This is a genomic window from Pseudomonas sp. Irchel 3H9 (assembly GCF_900187495.1).
Taxonomy (GTDB): domain Bacteria; phylum Pseudomonadota; class Gammaproteobacteria; order Pseudomonadales; family Pseudomonadaceae; genus Aquipseudomonas; species Aquipseudomonas sivasensis.
The window spans coordinates 188,646-211,722 of record NZ_FYDK01000005.1 but is presented as its reverse complement, the minus strand read 5'-3'; the positions used below and the strand labels follow the sequence as shown (position 1 = coordinate 211,722).

At 60.8% G+C, this 23,077-nt stretch carries 20 protein-coding genes; 7 read left to right on the top strand and 13 right to left on the bottom strand.

Annotation, left to right across the window (positions count from 1 at the left end):
- Positions 1-123 precede the first annotated feature (123 nt).
- Complete coding sequence (locus CKW32_RS19675; protein WP_143499414.1) at positions 124-4,788, top strand: hypothetical protein; 4,665 nt, start codon at positions 124-126, stop codon at positions 4,786-4,788.
- 9 nt (positions 4,789-4,797) lie between these two features.
- Here CKW32_RS19675 and CKW32_RS19670 read toward each other — a convergent pair whose 3' ends face one another.
- The 6 genes from CKW32_RS19670 to arcD (CKW32_RS19645) all read right to left on the bottom strand — a co-directional run bounded on the left by CKW32_RS19670 (position 4,798) and on the right by arcD (CKW32_RS19645) (position 11,753).
- Entirely contained in the window at positions 4,798-6,306 is a 1,509-nt protein-coding gene (locus CKW32_RS19670) for a sigma-54-dependent transcriptional regulator (protein ID WP_032890957.1), read from the bottom strand.
- Positions 6,307-6,496: 190 nt separating this feature from the next.
- A complete protein-coding gene (locus CKW32_RS19665) occupies positions 6,497-6,859 on the bottom strand; it encodes a DUF5064 family protein (RefSeq protein ID WP_032890958.1) in 363 nt (120 codons plus the stop codon).
- A gap of 18 nt (positions 6,860-6,877) precedes the next feature.
- On the bottom strand, positions 6,878-7,807 hold the full coding sequence (arcC, locus tag CKW32_RS19660; protein ID WP_095185751.1) for a carbamate kinase: 930 nt from the start codon (positions 7,805-7,807) through the stop codon (positions 6,878-6,880).
- A gap of 158 nt (positions 7,808-7,965) precedes the next feature.
- Positions 7,966-8,976, bottom strand: a complete 1,011-nt coding sequence (locus tag CKW32_RS19655) for an ornithine carbamoyltransferase (protein ID WP_010208131.1) — start codon at positions 8,974-8,976, stop codon at positions 7,966-7,968.
- 68 nt (positions 8,977-9,044) lie between these two features.
- A complete protein-coding gene (arcA, locus tag CKW32_RS19650) occupies positions 9,045-10,301 on the bottom strand; it encodes an arginine deiminase (RefSeq protein ID WP_032890964.1) in 1,257 nt (418 codons plus the stop codon).
- Positions 10,302-10,325: 24 nt separating this feature from the next.
- Positions 10,326-11,753: an arginine-ornithine antiporter gene (gene arcD, locus CKW32_RS19645; RefSeq protein WP_032890966.1), complete on the bottom strand. Its 1,428-nt coding sequence runs from the start codon at positions 11,751-11,753 to the stop codon at positions 10,326-10,328.
- Positions 11,754-12,203: 450 nt separating this feature from the next.
- Here arcD (CKW32_RS19645) and arcD (CKW32_RS19640) point away from each other — a divergent pair, with 450 nt between their 5' ends.
- Entirely contained in the window at positions 12,204-13,631 is a 1,428-nt protein-coding gene (gene arcD / locus CKW32_RS19640; protein ID WP_095185750.1) for an arginine-ornithine antiporter, read from the top strand.
- 371 nt (positions 13,632-14,002) lie between these two features.
- Here arcD (CKW32_RS19640) and CKW32_RS19635 read toward each other — a convergent pair whose 3' ends face one another.
- The 7 genes from CKW32_RS19635 to CKW32_RS19605 all read right to left on the bottom strand — a co-directional run bounded on the left by CKW32_RS19635 (position 14,003) and on the right by CKW32_RS19605 (position 19,490).
- Positions 14,003-15,352 (bottom strand): CoA transferase, encoded by a 1,350-nt coding sequence (locus CKW32_RS19635; protein ID WP_095185749.1) that lies wholly within the window; start codon positions 15,350-15,352, stop codon positions 14,003-14,005.
- Between the two features lie 40 nt (positions 15,353-15,392).
- The gene (locus CKW32_RS19630) at positions 15,393-16,736 is read right to left on the bottom strand and encodes a HAMP domain-containing sensor histidine kinase (protein WP_095185748.1); all 1,344 of its coding nucleotides are present in this window, start codon (positions 16,734-16,736) and stop codon (positions 15,393-15,395) included.
- 68 nt (positions 16,737-16,804) lie between these two features.
- Complete coding sequence (locus tag CKW32_RS19625; protein WP_032890971.1) at positions 16,805-17,269, bottom strand: LTXXQ domain protein; 465 nt, start codon at positions 17,267-17,269, stop codon at positions 16,805-16,807.
- Positions 17,270-17,393: 124 nt separating this feature from the next.
- Positions 17,394-18,071, bottom strand: coding sequence for a response regulator transcription factor (locus CKW32_RS19620; protein WP_095185747.1), 678 nt, complete (start codon positions 18,069-18,071; stop codon positions 17,394-17,396).
- Between the two features lie 7 nt (positions 18,072-18,078).
- The gene (locus CKW32_RS19615; RefSeq protein WP_032890973.1) at positions 18,079-18,486 is read right to left on the bottom strand and encodes a hypothetical protein; all 408 of its coding nucleotides are present in this window, start codon (positions 18,484-18,486) and stop codon (positions 18,079-18,081) included.
- 106 nt (positions 18,487-18,592) lie between these two features.
- The gene (locus CKW32_RS19610) at positions 18,593-18,892 is read right to left on the bottom strand and encodes a YciI family protein (protein ID WP_027605568.1); all 300 of its coding nucleotides are present in this window, start codon (positions 18,890-18,892) and stop codon (positions 18,593-18,595) included.
- A gap of 1 nt (position 18,893) precedes the next feature.
- Entirely contained in the window at positions 18,894-19,490 is a 597-nt protein-coding gene (locus CKW32_RS19605) for a septation protein A (RefSeq protein WP_032890974.1), read from the bottom strand.
- Positions 19,491-19,577: 87 nt separating this feature from the next.
- On the opposite strand from CKW32_RS19605, the gene CKW32_RS19600 reads away from it, so the two are divergent.
- The 5 genes from CKW32_RS19600 (at position 19,578) to CKW32_RS19580 (ending at position 23,061) form a co-directional block, all read left to right on the top strand.
- The gene (locus CKW32_RS19600; protein ID WP_032890975.1) at positions 19,578-20,441 is read left to right on the top strand and encodes a PHP domain-containing protein; all 864 of its coding nucleotides are present in this window, start codon (positions 19,578-19,580) and stop codon (positions 20,439-20,441) included.
- A 13-nt stretch (positions 20,442-20,454) separates the two neighbouring features.
- Positions 20,455-21,084, top strand: a complete 630-nt coding sequence (locus CKW32_RS19595) for an L-threonylcarbamoyladenylate synthase (RefSeq protein ID WP_015885581.1) — start codon at positions 20,455-20,457, stop codon at positions 21,082-21,084.
- A gap of 120 nt (positions 21,085-21,204) precedes the next feature.
- Positions 21,205-21,903: a ScpA family protein gene (locus CKW32_RS19590; protein ID WP_177434294.1), complete on the top strand. Its 699-nt coding sequence runs from the start codon at positions 21,205-21,207 to the stop codon at positions 21,901-21,903.
- Between the two features lie 12 nt (positions 21,904-21,915).
- Positions 21,916-22,842, top strand: coding sequence for an SMC-Scp complex subunit ScpB (gene scpB, locus CKW32_RS19585; RefSeq protein ID WP_032890978.1), 927 nt, complete (start codon positions 21,916-21,918; stop codon positions 22,840-22,842).
- 27 nt (positions 22,843-22,869) lie between these two features.
- Positions 22,870-23,061, top strand: coding sequence for a DUF1289 domain-containing protein (locus CKW32_RS19580; protein ID WP_095185745.1), 192 nt, complete (start codon positions 22,870-22,872; stop codon positions 23,059-23,061).
- Positions 23,062-23,077 lie beyond the last annotated feature (16 nt).

The following is a 23,077-nucleotide window of genomic DNA, read 5'->3' as shown; positions in this document are numbered from 1 at the left end:
TTCCGCTGTAGCGCTTTCAGTACGGTGAAGGTCGCTTTCAGCCCTTTGTGCAAGATAGATGTACTGCTTTGGGCGTCCCCTGACGCTTTAACGTGCCGTGATCTCGTTATCAGGATGCATCCCATGCGTGCTTCAACTGCAAATTCTCCGGAGCTCACCCAGGCGCGGATGTCCCGCGATTACTTATCCAAAGTGTTTGCCCATCGCTTGAGCCTGACCGCTGTGGCCCAGTCCATGATCCAGGGCTGGCTGGAGGAGCGGTTCGTCGGTGCGCGCCTGCGGGCGCACACTGCTTGGATCGGTGTGATACAGGCTGGCGGTGGTTACACACAGCTCATCACGTTGAGCGATGCGCTGATCAAACGCTGCATGAGCGGCGAAGCGCTGAACTACACGCCAGGCCATCATCAACTGCTGACTCGTTCGGGCGAGCGGGTGTTCGAGGCGGTGACCGACGCGATCACCGTGGACGACATCGAACAGATGCTCAACGCCCTGGCCCCCGGTGTGCTGGAGGGGTTTGCCGAGCGGTTGGTGGACTACTGGAACGAGCGCGTGTCGGACGGTTCGGCGCACAGTCGCTGGGACGCGGTCGGCCGCCAATTGCGTGCGTGCCTGATGACGGCGCGGCAGAACCCTCCACTAAGCTCGGAGCACGCGCGCGCGCTGCTGGGGCAGGGCGATGAACATACCCAGGTCTGGAGCGACCGCGCGGATCGCGAAGCGTTGGGCCAGCCGCATGTATTGCGGATCTATCAGGTGTTTGCGGTCCAGAACGAACGCCAGGGCGAATGGCTGCCTTTGCTGGTGTTGCAACGTCAGGTGCAGGGCCAGCGTGTCACGCTGCTGTACGTCCCGGCGCTGAACCTGCTGACGCTCGATAACCTCGACGCGTTGGGCAATCTGTTGCCGCGCTATATGAACCACTATTTGCCCGGGGTTCCCGTCCACTGGGTGCTGCGTGAGCCCGAGGGCAACGTGTTCGATGCCCTGGCCCAGACGTTGCTGGAGCGCCAGTTGCGCAGCCTGTATCGGGTCGATTGGTCGGCACTGCCGGAGATTGGCAGTTATGAACAGTTGTTTATTTCACTCACCTCACCGCTGGCCTGGTTCGACCCCGACGCACTGCAGCAACCCCACGAAGAACAGTTGCCGCTCTGGTTGCAACTGGCCGGCAGCGCAGATCGTCTGGTTTATGGCCAGTGGCTTGAGCGCCTGCAGCAAACCACCGGTGGCGCATCATTTCTGGATGGCCTCGACTCAATAGATGTCTACGCGCGCAACGCCCTGCGCCGGCAAATGCGTCTGGACCGCCCCGGCCAGACGATCATCGACCCGGATGATTACCAACTGACCTTCGAGCGCACCCAGGGCGGCACCGTTGGCTGGACCCAACGCACCGCTAGGACCTTGACCCAATGGTCGCTGGAAAACCCCTTCGTCACGGCATATGCCAGCGTGCAGATCAGCCATCAGACCCAGCCGGAAAGCGTGCCCGGCTGGCTGACAGCTGCGTACCTCAAGCAACTGATCGAACGCGTGGACGTGGGCAAGCACTATCCGACGCTGCTTGAGCGCGCGTTGATTTCGGACCCGGTGGACTGTCCACGTCGGCGTCGCTTGTTTGTCGATCAGATGACGATCCAACTGCCCATGCGCGCCTTTGAAAACAGCCTGCGCCGGCGCCACGGTTTTACCCGGACCGGCGCCCTGGTGGTGCGCACGATGCTGCAGGAAGACCCGCTCAAGCGTGTGCTCAGTGGCGAGGTGATTGTGGCGCGGCCCCTGGCGTTCCTGCTCCATGCCGGCGGGCGTGCCCACAAGGCGGACAACCTGTTTGTGATCGGCCCGCGCGATAACAGCCCGCTGCCCCACATTCTTTATCGGCCGGATCACGTCGACGCCGTGTTGCAACAATTCCCCAGTCGCCAGGCGCTACTTGATGAAATCGCTCGCGTCGACAGCGATCTGCAGCGCCTAGTGTTGCAACGCTTGCCGGACGCCAGTCGGGCGTTGTTCGGCAATGGCGGTTTTCTGCGGCCCCACGTTCAGCGTTTTCTGCCGGGGGATGAATACGACGCGCAGCCCACTTCAAGCCCGGTCCTGCTCAGTGATGAAGTGATAACCGGTGATTTTCTGGCGGTCGTGTTCGATGAAAACGCCCACAGCCTCTGGCAACTGGCGGTGAAGCAGTCGGCGTCCAACGAGGCGTTGCGCTGGGCCGTGTTCAAGAATGATCTGTGGCAATTGTTCAATGCGCTGCTGCCCATGATTCGCGGGCCGGTGGCGGTCGCGGGCTGGCTGTTTCAAACCTTCAAGACGTTTCGCGCGGTCCTGGCGCTGCCGCCAGACGCCAGCCAGGAAGACGCCGCCGCTGCCCTCACCGAACTGATCGGTAGCCTGGCCGGCTTGCTCCTGAGCCCGGTGGTCAAACTGGATGAACGTTTGGGCCTGAGTGCGAGCAAAGCCGTCACCACCGGCACGGTGCACACCACGGACGTCATCCCGGTCGGCCACGTTCGCCAACCAACGTCGACGTTTGCCTGGCCGCGTTCGCTCGCGGATATCACCGCCATGGATTATTCCTGGGCTAATTCACGGCTCAAGCTCAATTCGCAGCAGCAGGCAAAGCTTGAGACCTTCCAGTGGGCGCCTGGTCGGGGAGAGCGTGGGCCCGACAGGCCCGCGGTGTTCTCGGCCGACAGCCCGGTGCGCGGCCAGGTCCAGGTGCTGCGCGACGGTGGCGCTGCGAGCCAGGAAAACTACACGTTGCTCGACAGCAAGGTATACGGCGTGACGGCAGAGGAAGGTGGCTGGCGAATAGCTGATCTCAGGGATCCCCAGCGCCTGGGGCCGTGGCTCAGAAAGAGCGCGGATGACGTATGGACAATCGACCTCGGCCTGCGCTTGCTCGGTGGGCAGAAGAGAAGCCCGGCTGCGCGGCGCTATGCGCAAGTCGAGCGCAAGAGTCTCTTGATTAAGGATGAGTACGACGCGGCTGTCGCTGAACTCATAGCGTGCGAACGCAAAGTGAAGGCAGCCGAAAGCCTGTGCGAAAAGGCCCATTCAAGCGCTGAAGGGCAATTTACCGACCAGCACCGGCGCGATGCCAGGATGCGCTTTTTGGCGGAAATGGAAAAACAAGAGGGAGCGCAACAAAAACAACTCAATCTGCTTATCCGCAAGAACAGCATTAAGCCCATGGATGGTTTTGAAAGAGAGCATTGCGCGCAACTGAAGACCATGCTGGAAACCATGCGCCGACGCATGTACGTATTGACCTTCAATCGTCGTGAGGAGCAGTTGCCACCAGCGCGCATAGAGCAAGTGACCGCGCAGTTTGAGGATGCTGACGTGACGGTGTCCCAGGCCGCCGAGCGTGTGCTGAACGAAGAAGCGCATAAGATCGGCGAGTTTCAGCAATCCATGGTTAATCTGAGCTTCTGGGAACGTGTGTTCTACCAGCGTTTGCAGGGTGTACCTGGCTATAAATCCTTCGTCGGCGACTTGGCGCCTTCGTCCTATGGTGCGCCGCTCGACTGGAGGACGCTGCAGTTGCAGACCCTCAAACAGATGATCTGGCGTCGACGGCCGACGCCCGAAGAACACGACGATTGCATGCGGGTCAAGGGGGCGATCGACGAGGCGATTCAATCGGCCCAGTCGCAAAAAACCATTGATGAAGCGGGTGTGCTCAGTGTGCAGCAGCGCATTGAAGGTATTCGGGCGATTCTGCACGAGTACGCCAGCACCCTGGCGATACTCGCGGAGTACCGCGAAGCACTGCCGGAGGTGATTCACAGCGACATTGAAGTGCCTGTGGAGTCGACAATCCTCAGTCTGGATCAAGAGTCGCGAATATCGTTGGCCAAACTGCTGCGCGAGCAGGAGGGTAGCCCCCAGGCCACGGCATTGCGACGCCCTGGCGCCGATCAACGACTGGTCCGTGACTCGAAAAAACGCTACCAACTGGGGCGGGTGCGTGCGCGTACGCCGGATTCGGGTGAAGAGATCGTCGACCTGATCAGCCCGGTTGATCAGCGCGTGGTGGTCAGTTTGCAGGAGCGGGCCGGTTCAACTGAGTTCGAAGCGATTGCCGAGGCGGCGCCCGTTGTGCCGCGTCCGACACGTTCCCTGGAAAACCTCAAGGGCGACGCCCGCCGTTTGTTGCAACGCGAACCCATGGTGCTGCAACAGGCGCGCAACGAGGCGCTCGGCAATACCCCGCCGGAGAACGTTGAGGCGCGGCTGACGCGGCAATCCGCGACCGTCCGGGCGGTTGCCGACAAGTTGCGCAAGGCGCTGCCAGCCGCGCCCGATGTTGTGTCGCAGACGTTGCTGGATGATCTGGAGAAGGCCGCGCAGCGGTACCTGGAACAGGGGCGATTGTTGCGCATCGAGATGATCAAGCGTATGCCGCCCAATGAAAGCGGGATCGCCTGGCTTCATGCTCAAGACCAACTGCAGATCGTGCGCATCGAGGGGCGTATTGCCCTCAAGCGCGTCGATGATTTTTTGCAGGAGTATGTGGTCAAGGACAAGCAGGGCAGGGTGCTGGCGTACGCGCACTTTCATTATTTGACGCCCACCGCAGCGGATGCCGATTTCAAGGCCGGGCATCTGAAACTCCCGGAGCAGCGCTTTACTAGTTTCCGCAGCCTGGCCGACAAGACCGATTCGGATGTGGTCGCGATCTATTACTCGCGCATCAGCGCGCCCATGGCCGAGCGGCTGTTCTTTCGCGCAACTGACTCCGTCAAGCACCGAGGGCGGCGCGCGTTCTGGTGACGATTGGGTTCAGGATTTGCCGGGAATGCCGTACTTGCGCAGGCGATGGGCGATGGCGGTGTGAGAGGTCTGCAGGCGGCTGGCCAGTTGTCGGGTCGAGGGGTAGCTGACGTAGAGCGTCTCCAGCAGGCCGCGTTCGAAGTCCTCGACCGCCTGTTCGAGGCTGTCGACTTCGCCGTCGCTCTGGCGTGCCACCGAGGTGCCGGCGATGTCCAGATCGCCGATGTCCACCAGGCTGCTTTCGCAGATGGCGGCGGCGCGGAAGATCACGTTCTGCAACTGGCGCACATTGCCTGGCCAGCGATTGCCCAACAGCGCCGGGTAGGTGCCTGGCGCCAGGCGGCAGACCGGACGCTGGATCTGCGCGCAGGCTTGCTGCATGAAGTAACGCGCCAGCAACAGAATGTCCTGGCCACGCTCGCGCAGCGGCGGTACTTCGACGTTGAGCACGTTGAGGCGGTAGAACAGGTCTTCGCGGAACGTGCCTTCGGCGACCATTTTTTCCAGGTCGCGGTGGGTGGCGCTGAGGATGCGCACATTGACCTTCACTTCACGGTCGCCACCCACTCGCCGAAAACTGCCGTCATTGAGGAAGCGCAGCAACTTTGCTTGCAGGTACGGTGACATTTCGCCGATTTCATCGAGGAACACCGTGCCCTGGTTGGCCAGCTCCATCAGCCCCGGCTTGCCGCCGCGCTGGGCACCGGTGAAGGCGCCGGGGGCATAACCGAACAGCTCGCTTTCGGCGAGGTTCTCCGGCAGCGCCGCGCAATTCAATGCCAAAAACGGTGCGCTGTGGCGCGTGCTGATAGCGTGGCAGGCGCGCGCCACCAGCTCTTTGCCGGTGCCGGTTTCGCCCTGGATCAACAGTGGCGCATCCAGTGCCGCGACCCGTTGGGCGCGTGCCTTGAGGGTGCGGATCGCCGGTGATTCGCCGAGCAGCGCATCAAAGCCTTCGGCGTGGTCGTGGTGCAGCGCCGACAGTTGTTCGCCGATGCGGTTGGGTTGGTACAGCGTGAGCAGGGCGCCGGCGTCGGTGATCGGCGTGGCGTCCAGCAGCCAGGTCTGACCGTTGATACTGATCTCGCGCAAGGGCAGGCGAAAGCCCTGCTCCAGCAAGGTATCGAGCAACGCCGTGTCATTGAAAAGCTCGGCGATACTTTCCCCGGCCGGTTCGCGTCCGTACAACGCAATCAGCGCCGGGTTGGCCAGCAGGATCTTGCCCGCACTGTCCAGGGCCAGCACCGGGTCGGTCATCGCTGCCAGCAAAGCATCGAGTTGCAGGTGGCGGCGTTGGCCGGGGAGGATGTCCACCACCCTTACCGCTTGCACGCCCTGAACGCTGAACAGCGCGTCGCGCAACTCTTCCAGTACCTCGGCGCTCAGCGTCGGGGCGTCGATGTAGACGTTGGGCGGCACCATTTCCACCGCATCCAGGTTGAGATTGCGCCCACCGAGCAAGGCCAGGACTTCCTGGGTAATGCCGACGCGGTCGATGAAGCTGACGTGGATACGCATGGGGCGCTAACAATTCTGGGGAGCGGGAGACGGCAAGTATGCCTTGGCGCGGATGTAGATCAAAATGTGGGAGGGGCGGTGCGACGATTCGACTTGCTCCCGATAGCAGGGTGTCAGTCAGCTTACTTTCAGTTGACACACCGCCATCGGGAGCAAGCCCCCTCCCACATTTGGAGCAGGGTTGTGTCAGTTATTCCAAGTGTTCAGGCTTGATCGGGTCGCCGGATTTCACATCCAGCTGATGCCGCACATCCTCGAACATCTGGTCGTACTGCTTGTGCATCGAGCCATTCAACACTGCGATCTTCGGCATCCCGTACTTCTGCGCGATGTTCATCGCGTGCCGCGCGAAGTCGAAGGCCTGGTCCTTGGGCAGATAGAACTCTTCGTTGATGTCCTTACCCTGCACCGAGCCGTGCAGCTTGAACAGCATGCCCGTGCCTTCCTTTGGGTCCTGGCTGACTTCATAGTCAATGCACAGGTTGTAGCTGTAGTCGTCCTTGTTAAGGGCGTGACGTTCGACGTGCAGGTGACCGGGTTCAAAGGTGGCCATAGGCGTATCTCCTCTACTTCACAGATAGGTGATGCCAGGTGTTGCCGTGCTGATGCGCGTGCCGGCGCTGCCCTGGACGATGGCTTCGATGTCCGAGAGTGAACCGATGACCGCAGTTTTGCCAGTCTGACGGGCGAATTCACAGGCGGCCTGCACCTTGGGCCCCATGGAGCCGGCGGCGAAGCCGAGTTTTTCCATGTCATCGGGATGGGCCTGGCCGATGGCCTTTTGCGTCGGTTTGCCAAAGTCGATGAACGCTGCGTTGACGTCGGTGGCGATCACCAGCAGATCGGCGTTCAGTTGCGAGGCCAATAGCGAAGAGCACAGGTCTTTGTCGATGACCGCTTCAATACCTCTGAGCTTGCCGTCTTCACCGTACATGGTCGGGATACCGCCACCGCCGGCGCAAATCACAATGGCGCTTTTTTCCAGCAGCCATTTGATTGGGCGGATTTCAAAGATGCGTTTGGGGCGTGGGCTGGCGACGACGCGGCGATATTTATCGCCATCCGGGGCAATGGCCCAGCCTTTCTCGGCGGCGAGTTTTTCCGCTTCCGCCTTGGAGTACACCGGGCCGATGGGTTTGGTGGGGTTCTGGAAGGCCGGGTCCTTGGCGTCCACTTCCACCTGGGTGAGCAGGGTGGCGAACGGCACTTCAAAGTCCAGCAGGTTGCCCAGTTCCTGTTCGATGATGTAGCCGATCATGCCTTCGGTCTCGGCGCCAAGCACGTCCAGCGGGTAAGGAGATACGCTGGTATAAGCGGCCGCCTGCAACGACAACAGGCCGACTTGCGGGCCATTGCCGTGGGCGATCACCAGCTCGTTGCCGGAGTGAATCTTGGCGATTTGTTCGGTGGCGATGCGGATATTGGCGCGTTGGTTGTCTGCGGTCATGGGTTCACCACGGCGCAGGAGGGCGTTGCCGCCCAGGGCTACGACGATGCGCATAATTCAATCCTTCTATGGGTGTGAACACAGAGGCCAATGTGGGAGGGGGCTTGCTCCCGATAGCGGTATGTCAGGCAACTTATCTGTAGCTGATCCGCCGCCATCGGGGGCAAGTCGAATCGTCGCACCGCCCCTCCCACACTTAACCCGTGTAGCCTTTAGATATCCGCGAGTGCCGACACCAGGATCGCCTTGATGGTGTGCATGCGGTTTTCCGCTTGCTCAAAGGCGATGTTGGCCGGCGACTCGAAGACGTCCTCGGTCACTTCCACGCCATTGGCCAGGTTCGGATACCGCGCGGCAATGTCCTTGCCGACCTTGGTCTCGCTGTTGTGGAACGCCGGCAGGCAGTGCATGAACTTCACGCGTGGGTTGCCCGAGGCTTTCATCATCTTGGCGTTGACTTGGTACGGCAGCAGTTGCTCGATGCGCTCGTCCCACGCTTCCACCGGCTCGCCCATGGACACCCAGATATCGGTGTGGATGAAGTCCACGCCTTTGACTGCTTCTTTCGGGTCTTCAGTGATGGTGATGCGTGCGCCGCTTTCCTCGGCGAATGCCTGGCACTGTTTGATGAAGTCTTCATGGGGCCACAGGGCTTTCGGCGCGCCGATGCGCACGTCCATGCCGAGCTTGGCGCCGATCATCAGCAGCGAGTTGCCCATGTTGTAACGGGCGTCGCCCAGGTAGGCGTAGCTGATGTCATGCAGCGGCTTGTCGCTGTGCTCGCGCATGGTCAGGGTGTCGGCGATCATTTGGGTCGGGTGGAATTCAGCGGTGAGGCCGTTGAACACCGGGACCCCGGCGAACTTGGCCAGTTCTTCGACGATTTCCTGTTCGAAGCCACGGTATTCAATGGCGTCAAACATGCGGCCCAAAACGCGGGCGGTGTCTTTCATGCTTTCTTTGTGGCCGATTTGCGACGAAACCGGGTCGATATAGGTGACATGGGCACCTTGGTCATGGGCCGCCACTTCGAACGCGCAGCGGGTGCGGGTCGACGTTTTTTCGAAGATCAGCGCGATGTTCTTGCCTTTGAGGTGTGGGCGCTCGGTGCCGGTGTATTTGGCGCGCTTGAGGTCGCGGGACAGGTCCAGCAGGTAGTTCAGCTCGCGAGTGGTGTGGTGCATCAGCGAGAGCAGGCTGCGGTTGCGCATATTAAAAGCCATGGTGGATCTCCTTAGGTTTCGGTTATCCCCTCGGCTGCTGCTGGATAAGCAGCGGCCAAGGCCAAAAATTAATAGTCGATAGGGTCGCGGATGATCGGGCAGGTCATGCAGTGGCCGCCGCCACGGCCACGGCCGAGTTCACCGGCGCTGATGGTGATGACCTCCACGCCAGCCTTGCGCAGCAGGGTGTTGGTGTAGGTGTTGCGGTCGTAGCCGATCACCACGCCTGGCTCCAAGGCCACTACGTTGTTGCCGTCGTCCCACTGCTCGCGCTCGGCGGCGAAGCTGTTGCCGCCGGTCTCGACCACGCGCAGGGCCTTGAGGTTGAGCGCGGCGGCAACGGTCTCGAGGAAGTTGGTTTTCTCCCGTTGGATGTCGATGCCGTGGGGCTTGCTGTCGTCAGGGCGCAGGGTGAAGGGCACGATCTGGTTGACCACTTCCGGGAAGATGGTCACCAGGTCGCGGTCGCAGAAGCTGAACACGGTGTCCAGGTGCATCGCCGCGCGGGATTTCGGCAGGCCGGCAACGATTACCCGTTCCACAGCTTTGTTCTTGAACAGGTTGCGCGCCAGTTGGCCAATGGCCTGGTGGGACGAACGCTCGCCCATGCCGATCAAGACCACGCCATTGCCAATGGGCATGACGTCACCGCCTTCCAGTGTGGCGGCACCGTGTTCCTGGTCGGGGTCGCCGTACCAGATCTGGAAGTCGGCGTTGGTGAACTCGGGATGGAATTTGTAGATGGCGCTGGCCAGCAGGGTTTCCTGGCGTCGCGCCGGCCAGTACATCGGGTTGAGCGTCACGCCGCCGTAGATCCAGCAGGTGGTGTCGCGGGTGAACTGGGTGTTGGGCAGCGGCGGCAGAATGAAACTGGCGTGGCCGAGGAAGTCGCGGAACATCTCGATGGTCTTGCCACCGAAGCTGCTCGGCAGGTCATCGGCCGACACGCCACCAATCAGGAACTCGGCGATCTTGCGCGGCTCCAGGCTGCGCAACCAGGAGCTGACTTCATCGACCAGGCCCAGGCCCACGGTGTTGGAGGTGATCTTGCGTTCCAGGATCCAGTCCAGGGCTTCGGGGATGGCAACGATATCGGTCAGCAGGTTGTGCATTTCCAGCACATCAATATCCCGCTCGCGCATTTTGGTCACGAAGTCGAAATGGTCGCGCTTGGCCTGGGCCACCCACAACACGTCATCGAACAGCAGTTCATCGCAGTTATTCGGGGTCAGCCGTTGGTGGGCCAAGCCTGGGGAGCACACCATGACTTTGCGCAGTTTGCCGGCTTCGGAATGTACGCCGTACTTCACTTTTTCCGTGGTCATTACAGATCCTCCAAGGAGCAACAGTTACAGAGTCAGGAAGCCGTCGTAGAGGCCATAGGCTGCCACCAGGGCGCCAATGACGACTGCGGCGAAAATCAGCTTCTCGACGTTGGTGAAAATCGGTTTGCCCAGTTCATGCTTAGCCTTGGCGAACAGGATCGCGCCGGGGGCATAGAGCAGGGCGGACAACAGCAGGTACTTGGTGCCGCCGGCGTAGAGCAGCCAGACCGCGTAGATCAGCGCGACTGCGCCGATGAACAGGTCTTTCTTGCGCTCTTTGAGGGCGTTTTCGTAGGTTTCACCGCGCACCGCCAACAGCAGCGCGTAGGCCGCCGACCACAGGTAAGGCACCAGGATCATCGAGGTGGCGAGGTAGATCAGCGACAGGTAGGTACTGGCGGAAAACAGCGTGATCACCAGGAACACTTGGACCATGGCGTTGGTCAGCCACAGGGCATTGACCGGCACATGGTTGGCGTTTTCCTTACGCAGGAACTCCGGCATGGTGTGGTCCTTGGCGGCGGCGAACATGATCTCCGCACACAGCAGCACCCACGACAGCAACGCCCCCAGCAGCGAGATGATCAAGCCGACACTGATCAGCACCGCGCCCCAGTGGCCTACCACATGCTCCAGCACCGCAGCCATTGACGGGTTCTGCAACTTGGCCAGTTCCGGCTGGGTCATGATGCCCAGGGACAGCACGTTCACCAGCATCAGGAACAACAGCACAGTGATAAAGCCGATCACGGTGGCCTTGCCGACGTCGCTGCGTTTTTCCGCACGGGACGAGAAGATGCTCGCGCCTTCGATGCCGATGAACACCCACACGGTGACCAGCATCATGTTGCGCACTTGGTTCATCACGCTGCCCAGGTCCGGGTTTTTTACGCCCCAGATGTCAGCGGTGAAGATGTCCAGCTTGAACGCGAACACGGCGATCAACACGAACAGTACCAGTGGCACCACCTTGGCGACCGTGGTCACCAGGTTGATGAACGCCGCTTCCTTGATCCCGCGCAGTACCAGAAAATGCACGGCCCACAGCAACACCGACGCGCCAATCACCGCTGCGGGTGTGTTGCCTTCGCCGAAGATCGGGAAGAAGTATCCGAGTGTGCTGAACAGCAATACGAAGTAGCCGACGTTGCCCAGCCAAGCGCTGATCCAGTAGCCCCAGGCTGACGAGAAACCCATGTAGTCGCCGAATCCGGCCTTGGCGTAGGCGTACACGCCGCCATCGAGGTCGGGCTTGCGATTGGCCAGGGTCTGAAACACGAACGCGAGGGTCAACATGCCGATGGCGGTAATCACCCAACCGATCAATACCGCGCCAACATCAGCGCTGGCGGCCATATTTTGCGGCAGGGAAAAGATCCCGCCGCCGATCATTGAGCCCACGACAAGTGCAACCAGTGCACCTAATCGAAGTTTTCCGGGGGATTCAGACATTGCATAACTCCAATGCAGGAGAAGAGAGACCACAGAATAATTCCGTGTGCTAATCAAACAGCTGACTCAGATCACTTCATTGGCACATCCCATTGTGAATAAATGACTTAGGCTGGAAACTCGTGGGCGATAAAAATCCTTGGAAACGCGCTGCGCAGAGCGGTTAACCCCATTAAATTTAATTATTTGGCCGGTGAGATGGACGTTTGAAGCTAAACCTTTTTGCCGGATGTGCAAACTATTTGAGCGGTGTTTCACTTATTCGCTATAAATATTAAGAGTTGATGCACTATTTAAAATCTAAATAAGCCTAAATGTTGTTAATTTAAATGCCATTTGGTTATGAACGGATTGATTTAATCGCCATCCCTAATAAACGCTACACTCGCTGATTTAATTAGTTGAGTGCTCAGTTGTCAGCTCAACTCGGTTTTTCAGTCAGGAGTGTTCATGTCTCAACCGGCCCAGAAACTTCGACTCAGCGCCCTGATCGCCTTGGTGGTGGGGTCGATGATCGGCGGCGGGATCTTTTCCCTGCCGCAAAACATGGCCGCCCGTGCCGAGGTGGGCGCGGTATTGATCGGCTGGGCGATCACCGCCGTCGGCATGTTGACCCTCGCGTTTGTGTTCCAGACCCTGGCCAATCGCAAACCCGAGTTGGACTCAGGGGTGTATGCCTACGCCAAGGCCGGTTTTGGCGATTACATGGGGTTTTCGTCGGCTTGGGGCTATTGGATCAGTGCTTGGATGGGCAACGTCGGTTACTTCGTGTTGCTGTTCAGTACCCTTGGCTACTTTTTTCCGGTATTCGGCCAGGGCAATACGCCGGTTGCCATCGGCTGCGCATCGTTGTTGCTGTGGGCGGTGCATTTCCTGGTCATGCGTGGGATCAAGGAGGCGGCATTCATCAACCAGATCACTACCGTGGCGAAGATCGTGCCGCTGCTGATGTTTATCGTGATCGCGGCCGTGGCCTTTAAAGCCGATATTTTTACCCGTGACATCTGGGGCCTGGGCAACCCGCAGCTCGGCAGCGTGGTGGATCAGGTGCGCAACATGATGCTGGTCACGGTGTTCGTGTTTATCGGCATCGAAGGCGCCAGCGTCTATTCGGCGCGGGCCGATAAACGCTCGGACGTCGGGCGCGCCACGATGATTGGCTTTCTTGGCGTGCTGGCGCTGTTGGCGCTGGTGAATGTGCTGTCCCTTGGGATCATGAGCCAGCCAGAGCTGGCCAGCCTGCAAAACCCCTCCCTGGCGGGCGTGCTGGAGCATATTGTCGGCCCTTGGGGCGCCCTGCTGATCAGCCTGGGCCTCGCGGTGTCGCTGTTGGGCGCATTGCTGTCCTGGGCGTTACTCTGCGCGGAAATCCTCTACGCCACGGCTCACGACAAGACCATGCCGGCGTTCTTGAAGAAGGAAAACGCCAACCAGGTGCCGGTCAATGCCTTGTGGCTGACCAATGTGATGATCCAGATTTTTCTGGTGATCACGCTGTTTTCCCACAGCACTTACACCACGCTGATTTACCTGGCGTCGTCGATGATTCTGGTGCCGTACCTGTGGTCGGCGGCGTATGCCGTGCTGTTGAGCGGGCGGGGAGAAACCTATGAAGGTGCCCACCGCCATCGCATCAAGGACCTGCTGGTGGGGTTGATCGCCCTGGGCTACGCCCTGTGGCTGCTCTACGCGGGGGGGCTGAAATACCTGCTGCTGTCGGCGCTGCTGTATGCGCCGGGCGTGATCCTGTTCGCCCTGGCCAAGCGCGAACAGGGCCAGCCGTTGTTTACCCATGTTGAGAAGGGCATTTTCAGCTGCGTGATCGCCGGTGCAGGGCTGGCGGCGTATGGGTTGTACAGCGGGGTGTTGTCGTTGTAGTGGGGGGACTGTGCTGGCCTCATCGGGAGCAAGCCCCCTCCCACATTTTGATGGGTGAACCTATTCAAAATGTGGGAGGTCCCACTACCTTTTCGACGTGTAGCGCTGTCGCGTAGCAAACGGGCGAGCTGGCTTGCGCCGCGCTGGGGGGGAAGCGCCCCTGATTAAGACGAATGCGGTGTATCAGGCACTCTTCTGTGCCTGGTTTTGGGGCTGCTTCGCAGCCCAACGCGGGGCAAGCCCGCTCGCCACAGTTACAGTGTTCCTCCTTAACTGACTGGCATTAGGACAAGCCCGCTCGCCACAGGAATGCGCTCGTCTGAAATGGTTTATGCAAGACTCAGGGCTTGCTCCCCATAGCGGCGGTCAAGTCACCATTGCGGCCTGTGCGAGCCCAACTCTCCAGCCGGTAAATCCCATTGCAATGGCGTACCGCCGATGGTCAGCGGGGGCAGCAGCCGGTGGGCCTGGCCCCAGGCGGTTTGTTCCACGACCAGGCCTTGATCTCCAGGTTCTTCCTCTCGCAACGCCGGTTGCTCCGGAGCCTGGCCTGCTTCCACCAGTAACGTCGCGGTGCGCGCCAACGACAACCGCGCGGAACCACCGCGCCCGGACTGCAACCGTTCGCCCAGCGCCTGAATCGCACTGGCCGCCATGAGGTACCCGGTCGCGTGATCCAGCGCCTGCAACGGCAGCGGCACCGGTTTACCCGCGTGTTTCCAGAGCATGCCCGCCTCGGCGATCCCGCTGCTCATCTGCACCAGGCTGTCGAAGCCCCGACGATTTCGCCACGGGCCGCTCCAGCCATAGGCGTTGAGGCTGACGTCGATCAGGCCGGGGGCGATGTGTTGCAGTTCTGGGGCGGTGTAGCCCAGGTGCTCCAGGGCGTCAGCGCGGTAACCGTGGAGCAGGATGTCGGCGTCCTTGAGCAAACGCTCGAACATCATCCGGCCTTCGGGCGTTTTCAGGTCCAGGCGCGCGCAGCGTTTGCCCAAGGTCATTTCCGGGACCACGCCGGGTTCGTTCCAGGTCGGGGAGTCGATGCGCAGTACATCCGCGCCGAGGCCGGCAAGAAAACGACTGGCCACGGGGCCGGCCAATACGCGGGTCAGGTCCAGCACCTTGAGGCCGGCCAGCGGGCGTGCGGCCGAGCCGAGCCAGGGTTTGTCGGTTGTGGTTTCGAAAGTCCGGCGTTGGACCAACGCCTCGGCGTTCACCGCCAACCCTTGCGGATGTTGCTGCCAGGCGCGCCACGCACGCATCTGCGCCGCGCAGCCACCTTGGTCGACAATCGCCTGTTCCAGTTCGGCGGCGTTCCACGCAGCGACCTTGCCGGCCATCTCGGCGCGGTCGGCGACCTTGCCCAGCACACGTTCGGCGGCGGCGCGGTGATGGGGCGCGTTGGTGTGCAGGCGAATCCAGCCATCGGCGCTGGCGTAGTCGCCGGCTACCGGGTCCCACAGTGGCGGCACTTGCCAGCCTATCGGGCGGATCGAGGAAGAAAACCAGAAAGAGGCGAGGCGCCGGTCCACACTCACGCTGGGCAAGCGCCCGGTCTGTTGCTGGATCAGTTGTGCGACGGCCTGCCCGGCGGCGCCGATGCTGGCACTGGCCAGTTCGGTGACGGCGTAGGTCGAGGGCAGGGCGCCAGCCTCGGTGAAGGTCAGCGGGGTGTGGGGTAGATCGAGTGCGGCTTGGATGGGAGTCAGCAGGTCAGTCATCGAAGGCCCTCCGTAAGAGAAGGGCCACTATAGAAGATCATCACACCGGCGTTGCAACCCCAGGTTCCAACGGCAGGTCGATGCTGGCGATAAAGCCGCCGTCAGGATGATTGGCCAGGATCAGGCTGCCGCCATGGCGTTCGGCTGCACGCCGCGCAATCGCCAGGCCCAGGCCGTGGCCTTGGGCAGTCTGGCCGGGCGCGCGGTAGAACGGCTCGCCCAGTTGGCTCAGGTGTTCGGCGTCAACACCGGGGCCATGGTCGCGCACGCTGATCAGGATGCGCTCGCCGTGGCGCTGTGCCCGTAACTCGATCGCCTGGCCTGGCGGGTTGAACCGTTGGGCATTGCGCAGCAGGTTGTCGACGGCGCGTTCGATCATGGTCGGCCAGCCCTTGAGCTGCAGGTCATGTTCGCTGGCCAGTTGCACCACTTGGTCTGGCGCGCCGAGCTGGGCGTCTTTTTGCAGGGTCTTGAGCAGGGGGTTGAGGTCGACATCCTCAGCGCTGGCGTTGTCGGCATCGACGCGTGCCAGTACCAGGATCTCGCTGATCAAGGCTTCCAGGCGGTCGCATTCGCGAGTCAGGCGCGGCCAGAGTTTTTCTCGTTCTTCGGGCCCGGCGCGTTCGGCCAGGGCCAGCGCGATCCGCAGGCGGGCCAGGGGCGAGCGCAGCTCGTGGGACACATCGCGCAGCAACTGGCGCTGGCTGCCGATCAGGCTTTGCAAGCGCGCGCCCATGCGATTGAAGTCAGTGGCGAGTACACCGAACTCATCACGCCGATTGGCCAGGCGCGCCAAGCTGTTTTGCTGGTAGGTGGCCTGGCCAAGGTCATGCACCGCACCGCGCAGGCGGCTCAGCGGGCGGGTGATGGATAAGGTGACGAACAGGCTGAACAGGGTCAGCACCACCAGGGCAATGGCCAAGGCGCTCAATGGCCACGTCAGGCTGCTGCGGTGCCATTCGTCGAGCTCCGGGTGGGCGATGCGGTAGATCAGCAGGTACGTGTCGCCGGTTTTCTCGCTGGTGTACTCGGCGGTCAGACGGCGCCAGGGAAGGTGGCCTTCCTTGCTGTCGTTCTGTCGGGCTTCAAAGGCGGCGGCGCGGCGCGGGAAGGTGCCACGCACCACTGGCTCGCCGCTTTCGTTCAGCACTTGCACGTCGAGGTGATACTGGCGCTTGCGCTGTTGCAGCAATTCCTGGGCAGCATCTTCGCCCTGGGTTTCGTAGAGTTGGGTCCACTCTTCGGCCAGGTTTTTGAGGCCAGGGTGCCGGCTGAGAATCCAGGCGTCTTGATTGAGCATGTGTCCAAGCAAGATCGACAACCCGGCAACCAAGGCGATGGCCAGCCAGAAACTGGCCAGGATGCGCCAGAACAATGAACGCACAGGAAACCCTCAAACAGGAAAAGCCCAGTGGCGGGAGCCACTGGGCTGGGAGCTTTAACGCGGGAGCATTATTGCGCTTTTTGCGGCTGTTGCGCTTTCCAGGCCTGGAATTCCTTCCATTCGGCTCGACGCTGTTCCTGCTTCTTGACGATCTCGTCAAACTTCTTCTGCTGGTCAGGCTTGAGCACGGCACGGATATCGGCCTGCGTTTTCTGCTTGCCGGCGGCGATTTCATCCTGCATGGCTTTCTGGTCAGCGGCCGGGAGTTTGTCCAGGTACTTTTTGGTCAGGTCTTTGCGAGCGTGCCATTGGTCGCCCATCAGCTTGCCGATCTGCTGGCGCTGTTCCTTGCTCAGGTCCAGTTGGCTGAAAGGGCCGCCTTTGCCACGCGGACCGTGTTCACCGCCGTGGCCCGGGCCGCCCATCATGTGGCCTTCAGGACCGCCCATCGGGCCTGGGCCTTCGGGCATCGCGGCCATGGCAACGGTTGGCAGGGCAGCGGCGAACATCAAAGCGATAAGGGTCTTGCGCATGGTGATTCTCCTGTCTCTATTCCGGTGAGTCCGGATGTGAGTAGGTTACCCAGATCAAGGTCAGCGGCAGTCAGGGGAGCGTAAAGCTTGGGTAAAGACGATTTTGTGCTAACTGACAAAACTTTCAGGGGGCGTAGTAATAGCCTCGGCTGCGCAACGCCACGATCCGTGGACGTCCGTCCGGGTGCGGGCCGATCTTTTTGCGCAGGTTGCTCACGTGCATGTCCAGGCTGCGGTCGTACAGGGTCAACTTGCGGCCCAGGGCGATCTGCGCCAGTTCCTGCTTGTCCAAGGGCTCGCCGGGCTGGCGCAGCAAGGCTTCCAGCAGGCGGCTTTCGGAGACGGTGAGGGTAAATTCCTGTTCATCAATGCTGACCACACCCCGTACCGGGCTGAAACACAGGTCGCCCAGCTCAAGCTGGCTGGACACGGCGGCCGGGTGGCTGCGGCGTAATACCGCGCGCAGGCGGGCGGTCAGTTCACGGGGGTCGCAGGGCTTGGCGAGGTAATCGTCGGCACCCAGTTCCAGACCGAGGATGCGGTCCAACGGTTCGCCCCGGGCCGATAGCATCAGCACCGGCAGCTCCGGGTGATCGTTGCGCAATTGCTTGAGCAGCTCCAGGCCGCTGCCGTCTGGCAGCATTACGTCGAGCACGACCGCTGCCGGAGCACTGTCGGCCAAGGCCTTGCGCGCGCTCAAGCCATCGTGGCAGGCACGCACCTGAAAGCCTTCCTGGCTCAACCAACTGGTCAGCAGCTCGCAGAGCTCCTGGTCATCATCTATCAGTAACAGCTCGCTCATGACTCACTCAATTTAGCCATTGTCGACGGCGACGGTGCCCCCCGCTGGCGAAGATCCCGCACAGCAAGGCGATCAGTGCGACGGCCCCGCCGGTGACAAACCACTGCTGTTGCTCGGTCAGCCATCGGCTCAAGGTACCGCCCTGTGAATCTTTGAGTTGCTGGGCCAGCTTTTGGTTCTCTTGGCGAAGGCGACTCAATTGGGCGCTTTCGCGCGTAGCATCCGCGCTTTGCAGTTGTTTGGTCAGTGCTTCACGCTGCCGTTCGCTTTCTTTCAAACGTTGCTGCAGCTCGCTGATCTGGCTGCCGGCACTCAAGGACAAGGGCGTGGAACTGCCGGTGTTCGAGGTTTCTTCAGCGTGGGCCGTAGCCCCGATTGTTAACACTGCCAACAGACAAAACTGACGTAAGCGCATCGGAACTCCTAATTCCACACGAATATTCAGAACGTTGTCGGCAGGTTACCGAGAATAATGAGTAATAAGCAGCGCGCCGAACGCAATCGGTTCGGCGCAGCTTGGGTTAAGGCAGGACTTGTTTGAACGGCTTGATCACGACATCGGCGTAAACGCCCGCCGCGACATAAGGATCAGCCTTCGCCCAGGCCTGAGCATCGGCCAGGGAGGCGAACTCGGCGACGATCAGACTACCGGTGAAGCCAGCGTCGCCTGGGTCGTTGCTGTCTACGGCCGGGTGCGGGCCGGCCAGTACGATGCGGCCTTCGGCTTGCAGCACTTTGAGGCGCTCGACGTGTGCCGGGCGAACGGAAAGGCGTTTTTCCAGCGAGTTGGCAACGTCAGTAGCAATGATTGCGTAGAGCATGTCAGTCCTCGGTTTTCGGCGTAGTGGTCTCGGCATCATGCAGGTGGCGCGACAGATAAATGCCCTGGGCGACCAGGAACAACACGGTCATGCCCAGGCTGCCGAACACTTTGAAGTCGACCCAGTAATCCTGGAAGGTAAAGGCCACGAACAGGTTGGCGGCGCCGCAGAAGATGAAAAACACGATCCAGGCGATGTTCAGGCGCGTCCAGACCGGTTCTGGCAGGGTGAGCGCGTGGCCCATGATTCGCTTGATGAGCAGGCGGTCGCCGATGAAGTGGCTGCCGATAAACGCCAGGGCAAACAGCCAGTTCACCACCGGGGCTTTCCATTTAAGAAAGGTTTCGCTGTGGAAGGCCAGGGTCAGGCTGCCGAAGACCAGGCACGCGACCAGGGTCAGCCATTGGCTTTTTTCCAGTTTGCGCTGGGAGATGAAGATAGCGCCGTAGACCACGACAGAGCTGATGATCAGCACAGCGGTGGCGCTGTAGATGCCGCCGAAGGTGAGCTCGTGGCCGGCCAGATCGATGACCCGAGGGTCGAGTTTGTAAACGATGAAGAACAGCAACAGCGGGATGAAGTCGATGAATTGTTTCACAGTAAGAGCCAGAAGCTGGATGTGGCGGCATAATAACAAACATCCTTGGTTGCGAAAGCGCCAGCTGACTTGAGGTTACACACTCCCGTGAATGTTGATTTGCACTGCCACAGCACGGCCTCCGACGGCGCCCTGGCGCCTGCGGTACTGGTTGCGCGTGCGTTTGAAAAAGGCGTGCGAGTCCTGGCGTTGACCGACCACGACACCCTTGAAGGTCTTGACGAAGCGCGCGCAACCGCCCACTCGTTGGGCATGCAACTGGTCAACGGTGTTGAATTGTCCTGCACCTGGGGCGGGGCCACCATTCACGTGCTCGGTTATGGTTTCGATCAAAACGCCGCGCCGTTGATGGAGGCTATCGCGCAATTGCACGATGGCCGCTGGCTGCGGTCCGAAGAAATAAGCCGCAAGCTGGCCCTCAAAGGCATGCCTAATGCCCTCGACGGCGCCCGCGCGATCCAGCAGGAGCTGGGCGACAGCGGCAATGCGCCGGCCCGTCCGCACTTTGCCGATTGGATGGTGCGTGAAGGTTTTGTTAAAGACCGCGCCGAGGCTTTTCGCAAATGGCTGGGCGCCGGCAAGTTGGGCGATGTGAAGCAACATTGGCCGACCCTTGAAGACACCGTCGAGACCCTGCGGGCCTCCGGGGCCTGGGTCAGCCTGGCGCATCCCTGGCATTACGATTTCACTCGCAGCAAGCGCCGCAAGCTGATCAGCGACTATATTGGAGCGGGTGGCCACGCAATCGAAGTGGTCAACGGGCATCAACCCGCCGAACAGGTCGGCAGCCTGGCGATTCTTGCCCGCGAATTTGGTCTGCTGGTCAGTGCCGGCAGTGACTTTCATGGCCCAGGCGGCTGGTCCGAGATCGGCGAGTACCGCGCGATCCCGGAAGATTTGCCGCTTTTGTGGGGGCGATTCAAGCATGACCCCATTGTTGCCACCGTCTGAACAGGTAGAGCTCGTGAGTCAATTCTTCCAGATTCATCCGGAAAATCCCCAGGCGCGCCTGATTAAACAGGCCGTGGAGATTATTCGCGCCGGCGGCGTGGTGATCTACCCAACTGATTCGTCCTACGCCATCGGTTGTCAGATCGGTGACAAGGGCGCGGTCGAACGTGTGCGGCGCCTGCGTCAGCTGGACGACAAGCATAACTTTGCACTGATCTGCAGCGATCTATCCCAACTGGGGCTGTTCGCCAAGGTCGATACCGGTACTTTCCGCCTGCTCAAGGCCCACACGCCGGGGCCTTACACCTTCATTCTCAACGCCACACGCGAAGTGCCGCGCCTTCTGCTGCATCCCAAAAAACGCACCATCGGCCTGCGTGTGCCGGAGCACCCGATTGCCCTGGCGTTGCTGGCGGAGCTGGGTGAACCGCTGATGAGCGTTTCGTTGATCATGCCTGGCGACACTGAGCCGCTGGAAGACCCGTACGAAATGCGCCAATTGCTGGAAAAGCAGGTAGACCTGATCATCGATGGCGGCTTCGGCGGCGGCAAAGCCTCCACCGTGATCAACCTGGCCGACGGCGAACCTGAAGTGATCCGTGTGGGTTGTGGCGATCCGGCGCCCTTTATGGTCGAGGCCTGAATGTCGTCAGTGGAAACCGTCGACCCCCAGGCAGGTGCGCAGCAGGAGCTGCCGTTTGCGATGGTGTACGGCCAGGCCGTGCTGGAAATGCCCCTGGATCTGTACATTCCGCCGGACGCCCTGGAAGTCTTCCTTGACGCCTTCGAAGGCCCGCTGGATTTGTTGCTGTACCTGATCCGCAAGCAGAACATCAACATCCTCGACATTCCGGTGGCGGAAATCACCCGGCAGTACATGGGTTATGTCGAGTTGATGCAGTCGGTGCGCCTGGAGCTGGCAGCCGAGTATCTGGTGATGGCCGCCATGCTGGCCGAGATCAAATCGCGCATGCTGTTGCCGCGTTCGGAGACGGTGGAAGCCGAAGAGGACGACCCGCGCGCCGAACTGATCCGTCGCCTGCAAGAGTACGAACGCTTCAAGGCGGCCGCCGAAGGCATCGACGGTCTGAGCCGCGTGGGCCGCGACGTGGTGGTGCCCAAGCTGGATGCTCCCGAAGCTCGCGCACGCAAGCTGCTGCCGGACGTAAGCCTGGAAGAGTTGCTGATGTCCATGGCCGAGGTACTGCGCCGGGGCGATATGTTTGAACACCACCAGGTCAGCCGCGAGGCCCTGTCTACTCGCGAACGCATGAGCGATGTGCTGGAGCGCCTCAAGGGCGGCGGCTTTATGCCGTTTGTCGAGCTGTTCACCAAAGAAGAAGGGCGACTGGGGGTGGTGGTGACCTTTATGGCGATCCTCGAATTGGTCAAGGAATCCTTGGTCGAGCTGGTCCAGAATGAGCCTTTTGCGGCTATCCACGTGCGGGCGCGAGCCGAATAAAGAGCTGAATCGATGAATCTGACTGAACCCCGCGAACTGGCGCCGTTGCTGGAAGCCTTTCTCCTGGCCTCGGGTAAACCGCAATCCCTGGAGCGCCTGTTCGAACTGTTTGAAGAGGCTGAGCGCCCTGAGCCGCCGGTGTTCAAGAAAGCGCTGGAGATCTTGCGCAAGTCCTGTGAAGGCCGCGCGTTTGAACTGCGCGAAGTGGCGTCGGGTTATCGTCTGCAAATTCGTGAGAAATTTTCCCCGTGGGTCGGCCGCCTATGGGAAGAACGCCCTCAGCGTTACTCACGGGCGATGTTGGAGACCATGGCGCTGATCGCCTATCGCCAGCCGATTACTCGGGGTGAAATCGAAGATGTGCGGGGCGTGGCGGTCAACAGCCATATCGTCAAGACGTTGCTGGAGCGCGAGTGGATCCGCATCGTCGGCTACCGCGACGTGCCGGGCAAACCGGCGATGTTCGCCACTACTAAGGTGTTCCTCGACCACTTCAACCTGAAAAACCTCGACGACCTGCCGCCGCTGGCCGAATTGCGTGAGATGGAAGCCGAGCCGGTGCTGGACTTCGACGACGCCCCGGTGCCACCAGGTTTGCAGGAACTTGCCGATGCCACGGCCGAGCCTGAAGAACCGAAAGACGAAACCAGTTTCCACACCCTTTTGCTGGAACTGGACGACATGGAGCAGGGGATCAAGACCGACTTCGATGATTTGCTGCGTGATGGTGCGGCTGAGCCTGAAGCCGAAGTGAACGTTGAAGTTGAGCCTGAAGTCGAAGCTGAACCTGAGGAAGATATCCTTGGCGTGGCTGAAGCCCGCGAGAAACTCCTGGCTGCCGTTGCCGCTCTCGAACCGCCGCCGCTGAGCGATGAAGAAGACGAAGCCCGTGCATTGGCCGAAGCTATTGAGGCGGAACGCCGCGAATTCGAAGACTGATGCGGTCAATGCGGGATGTGAGAAGACATGAGTTCAACCAAAGACCCTTGCATCAGCGTCTGCAAATTCAGCGATGAGATCTGCGTCGGGTGCGGTCGCAGCAAACGCGAAATCCGTGCCTGGAAGAAACTCGACAAGACCGACAAGCGCACTGTCCTGGCCGAAGCCGAACTGCGTTTGTTGGCCTTGGGCGCCACCGGTCGGCGGAAAAACAAATGACTTGGCGCATATCGAC

Excerpts from the sequence above, each read along its gene's own strand:
- CKW32_RS19675 (WP_143499414.1), top strand. The coding sequence starts at position 124 with ATGCGTGCTTCAACTGCAAATTCTCCGGAGCTCACCCAGGCGCGGATG.
- CKW32_RS19670 (WP_032890957.1), bottom strand. The coding sequence starts at position 6,306 with ATGCGTATCCACGTCAGCTTCATCGACCGCGTCGGCATTACCCAGGAA.
- CKW32_RS19665 (WP_032890958.1), bottom strand. The coding sequence starts at position 6,859 with ATGGCCACCTTTGAACCCGGTCACCTGCACGTCGAACGTCACGCCCTT.
- arcC (WP_095185751.1), bottom strand. The coding sequence starts at position 7,807 with ATGCGCATCGTCGTAGCCCTGGGCGGCAACGCCCTCCTGCGCCGTGGT.
- CKW32_RS19655 (WP_010208131.1), bottom strand. The coding sequence starts at position 8,976 with ATGGCTTTTAATATGCGCAACCGCAGCCTGCTCTCGCTGATGCACCAC.
- arcA (WP_032890964.1), bottom strand. The coding sequence starts at position 10,301 with ATGACCACGGAAAAAGTGAAGTACGGCGTACATTCCGAAGCCGGCAAA.
- arcD (WP_032890966.1), bottom strand. The coding sequence starts at position 11,753 with ATGTCTGAATCCCCCGGAAAACTTCGATTAGGTGCACTGGTTGCACTT.
- arcD (WP_095185750.1), top strand. The coding sequence starts at position 12,204 with ATGTCTCAACCGGCCCAGAAACTTCGACTCAGCGCCCTGATCGCCTTG.
- CKW32_RS19635 (WP_095185749.1), bottom strand. The coding sequence starts at position 15,352 with ATGACTGACCTGCTGACTCCCATCCAAGCCGCACTCGATCTACCCCAC.
- CKW32_RS19625 (WP_032890971.1), bottom strand. The coding sequence starts at position 17,269 with ATGCGCAAGACCCTTATCGCTTTGATGTTCGCCGCTGCCCTGCCAACC.
- CKW32_RS19620 (WP_095185747.1), bottom strand. The coding sequence starts at position 18,071 with ATGAGCGAGCTGTTACTGATAGATGATGACCAGGAGCTCTGCGAGCTG.
- CKW32_RS19615 (WP_032890973.1), bottom strand. The coding sequence starts at position 18,486 with ATGCGCTTACGTCAGTTTTGTCTGTTGGCAGTGTTAACAATCGGGGCT.
- CKW32_RS19610 (WP_027605568.1), bottom strand. The coding sequence starts at position 18,892 with ATGCTCTACGCAATCATTGCTACTGACGTTGCCAACTCGCTGGAAAAA.
- scpB (WP_032890978.1), top strand. The coding sequence starts at position 21,916 with ATGAATCTGACTGAACCCCGCGAACTGGCGCCGTTGCTGGAAGCCTTT.
- CKW32_RS19580 (WP_095185745.1), top strand. The coding sequence starts at position 22,870 with ATGAGTTCAACCAAAGACCCTTGCATCAGCGTCTGCAAATTCAGCGAT.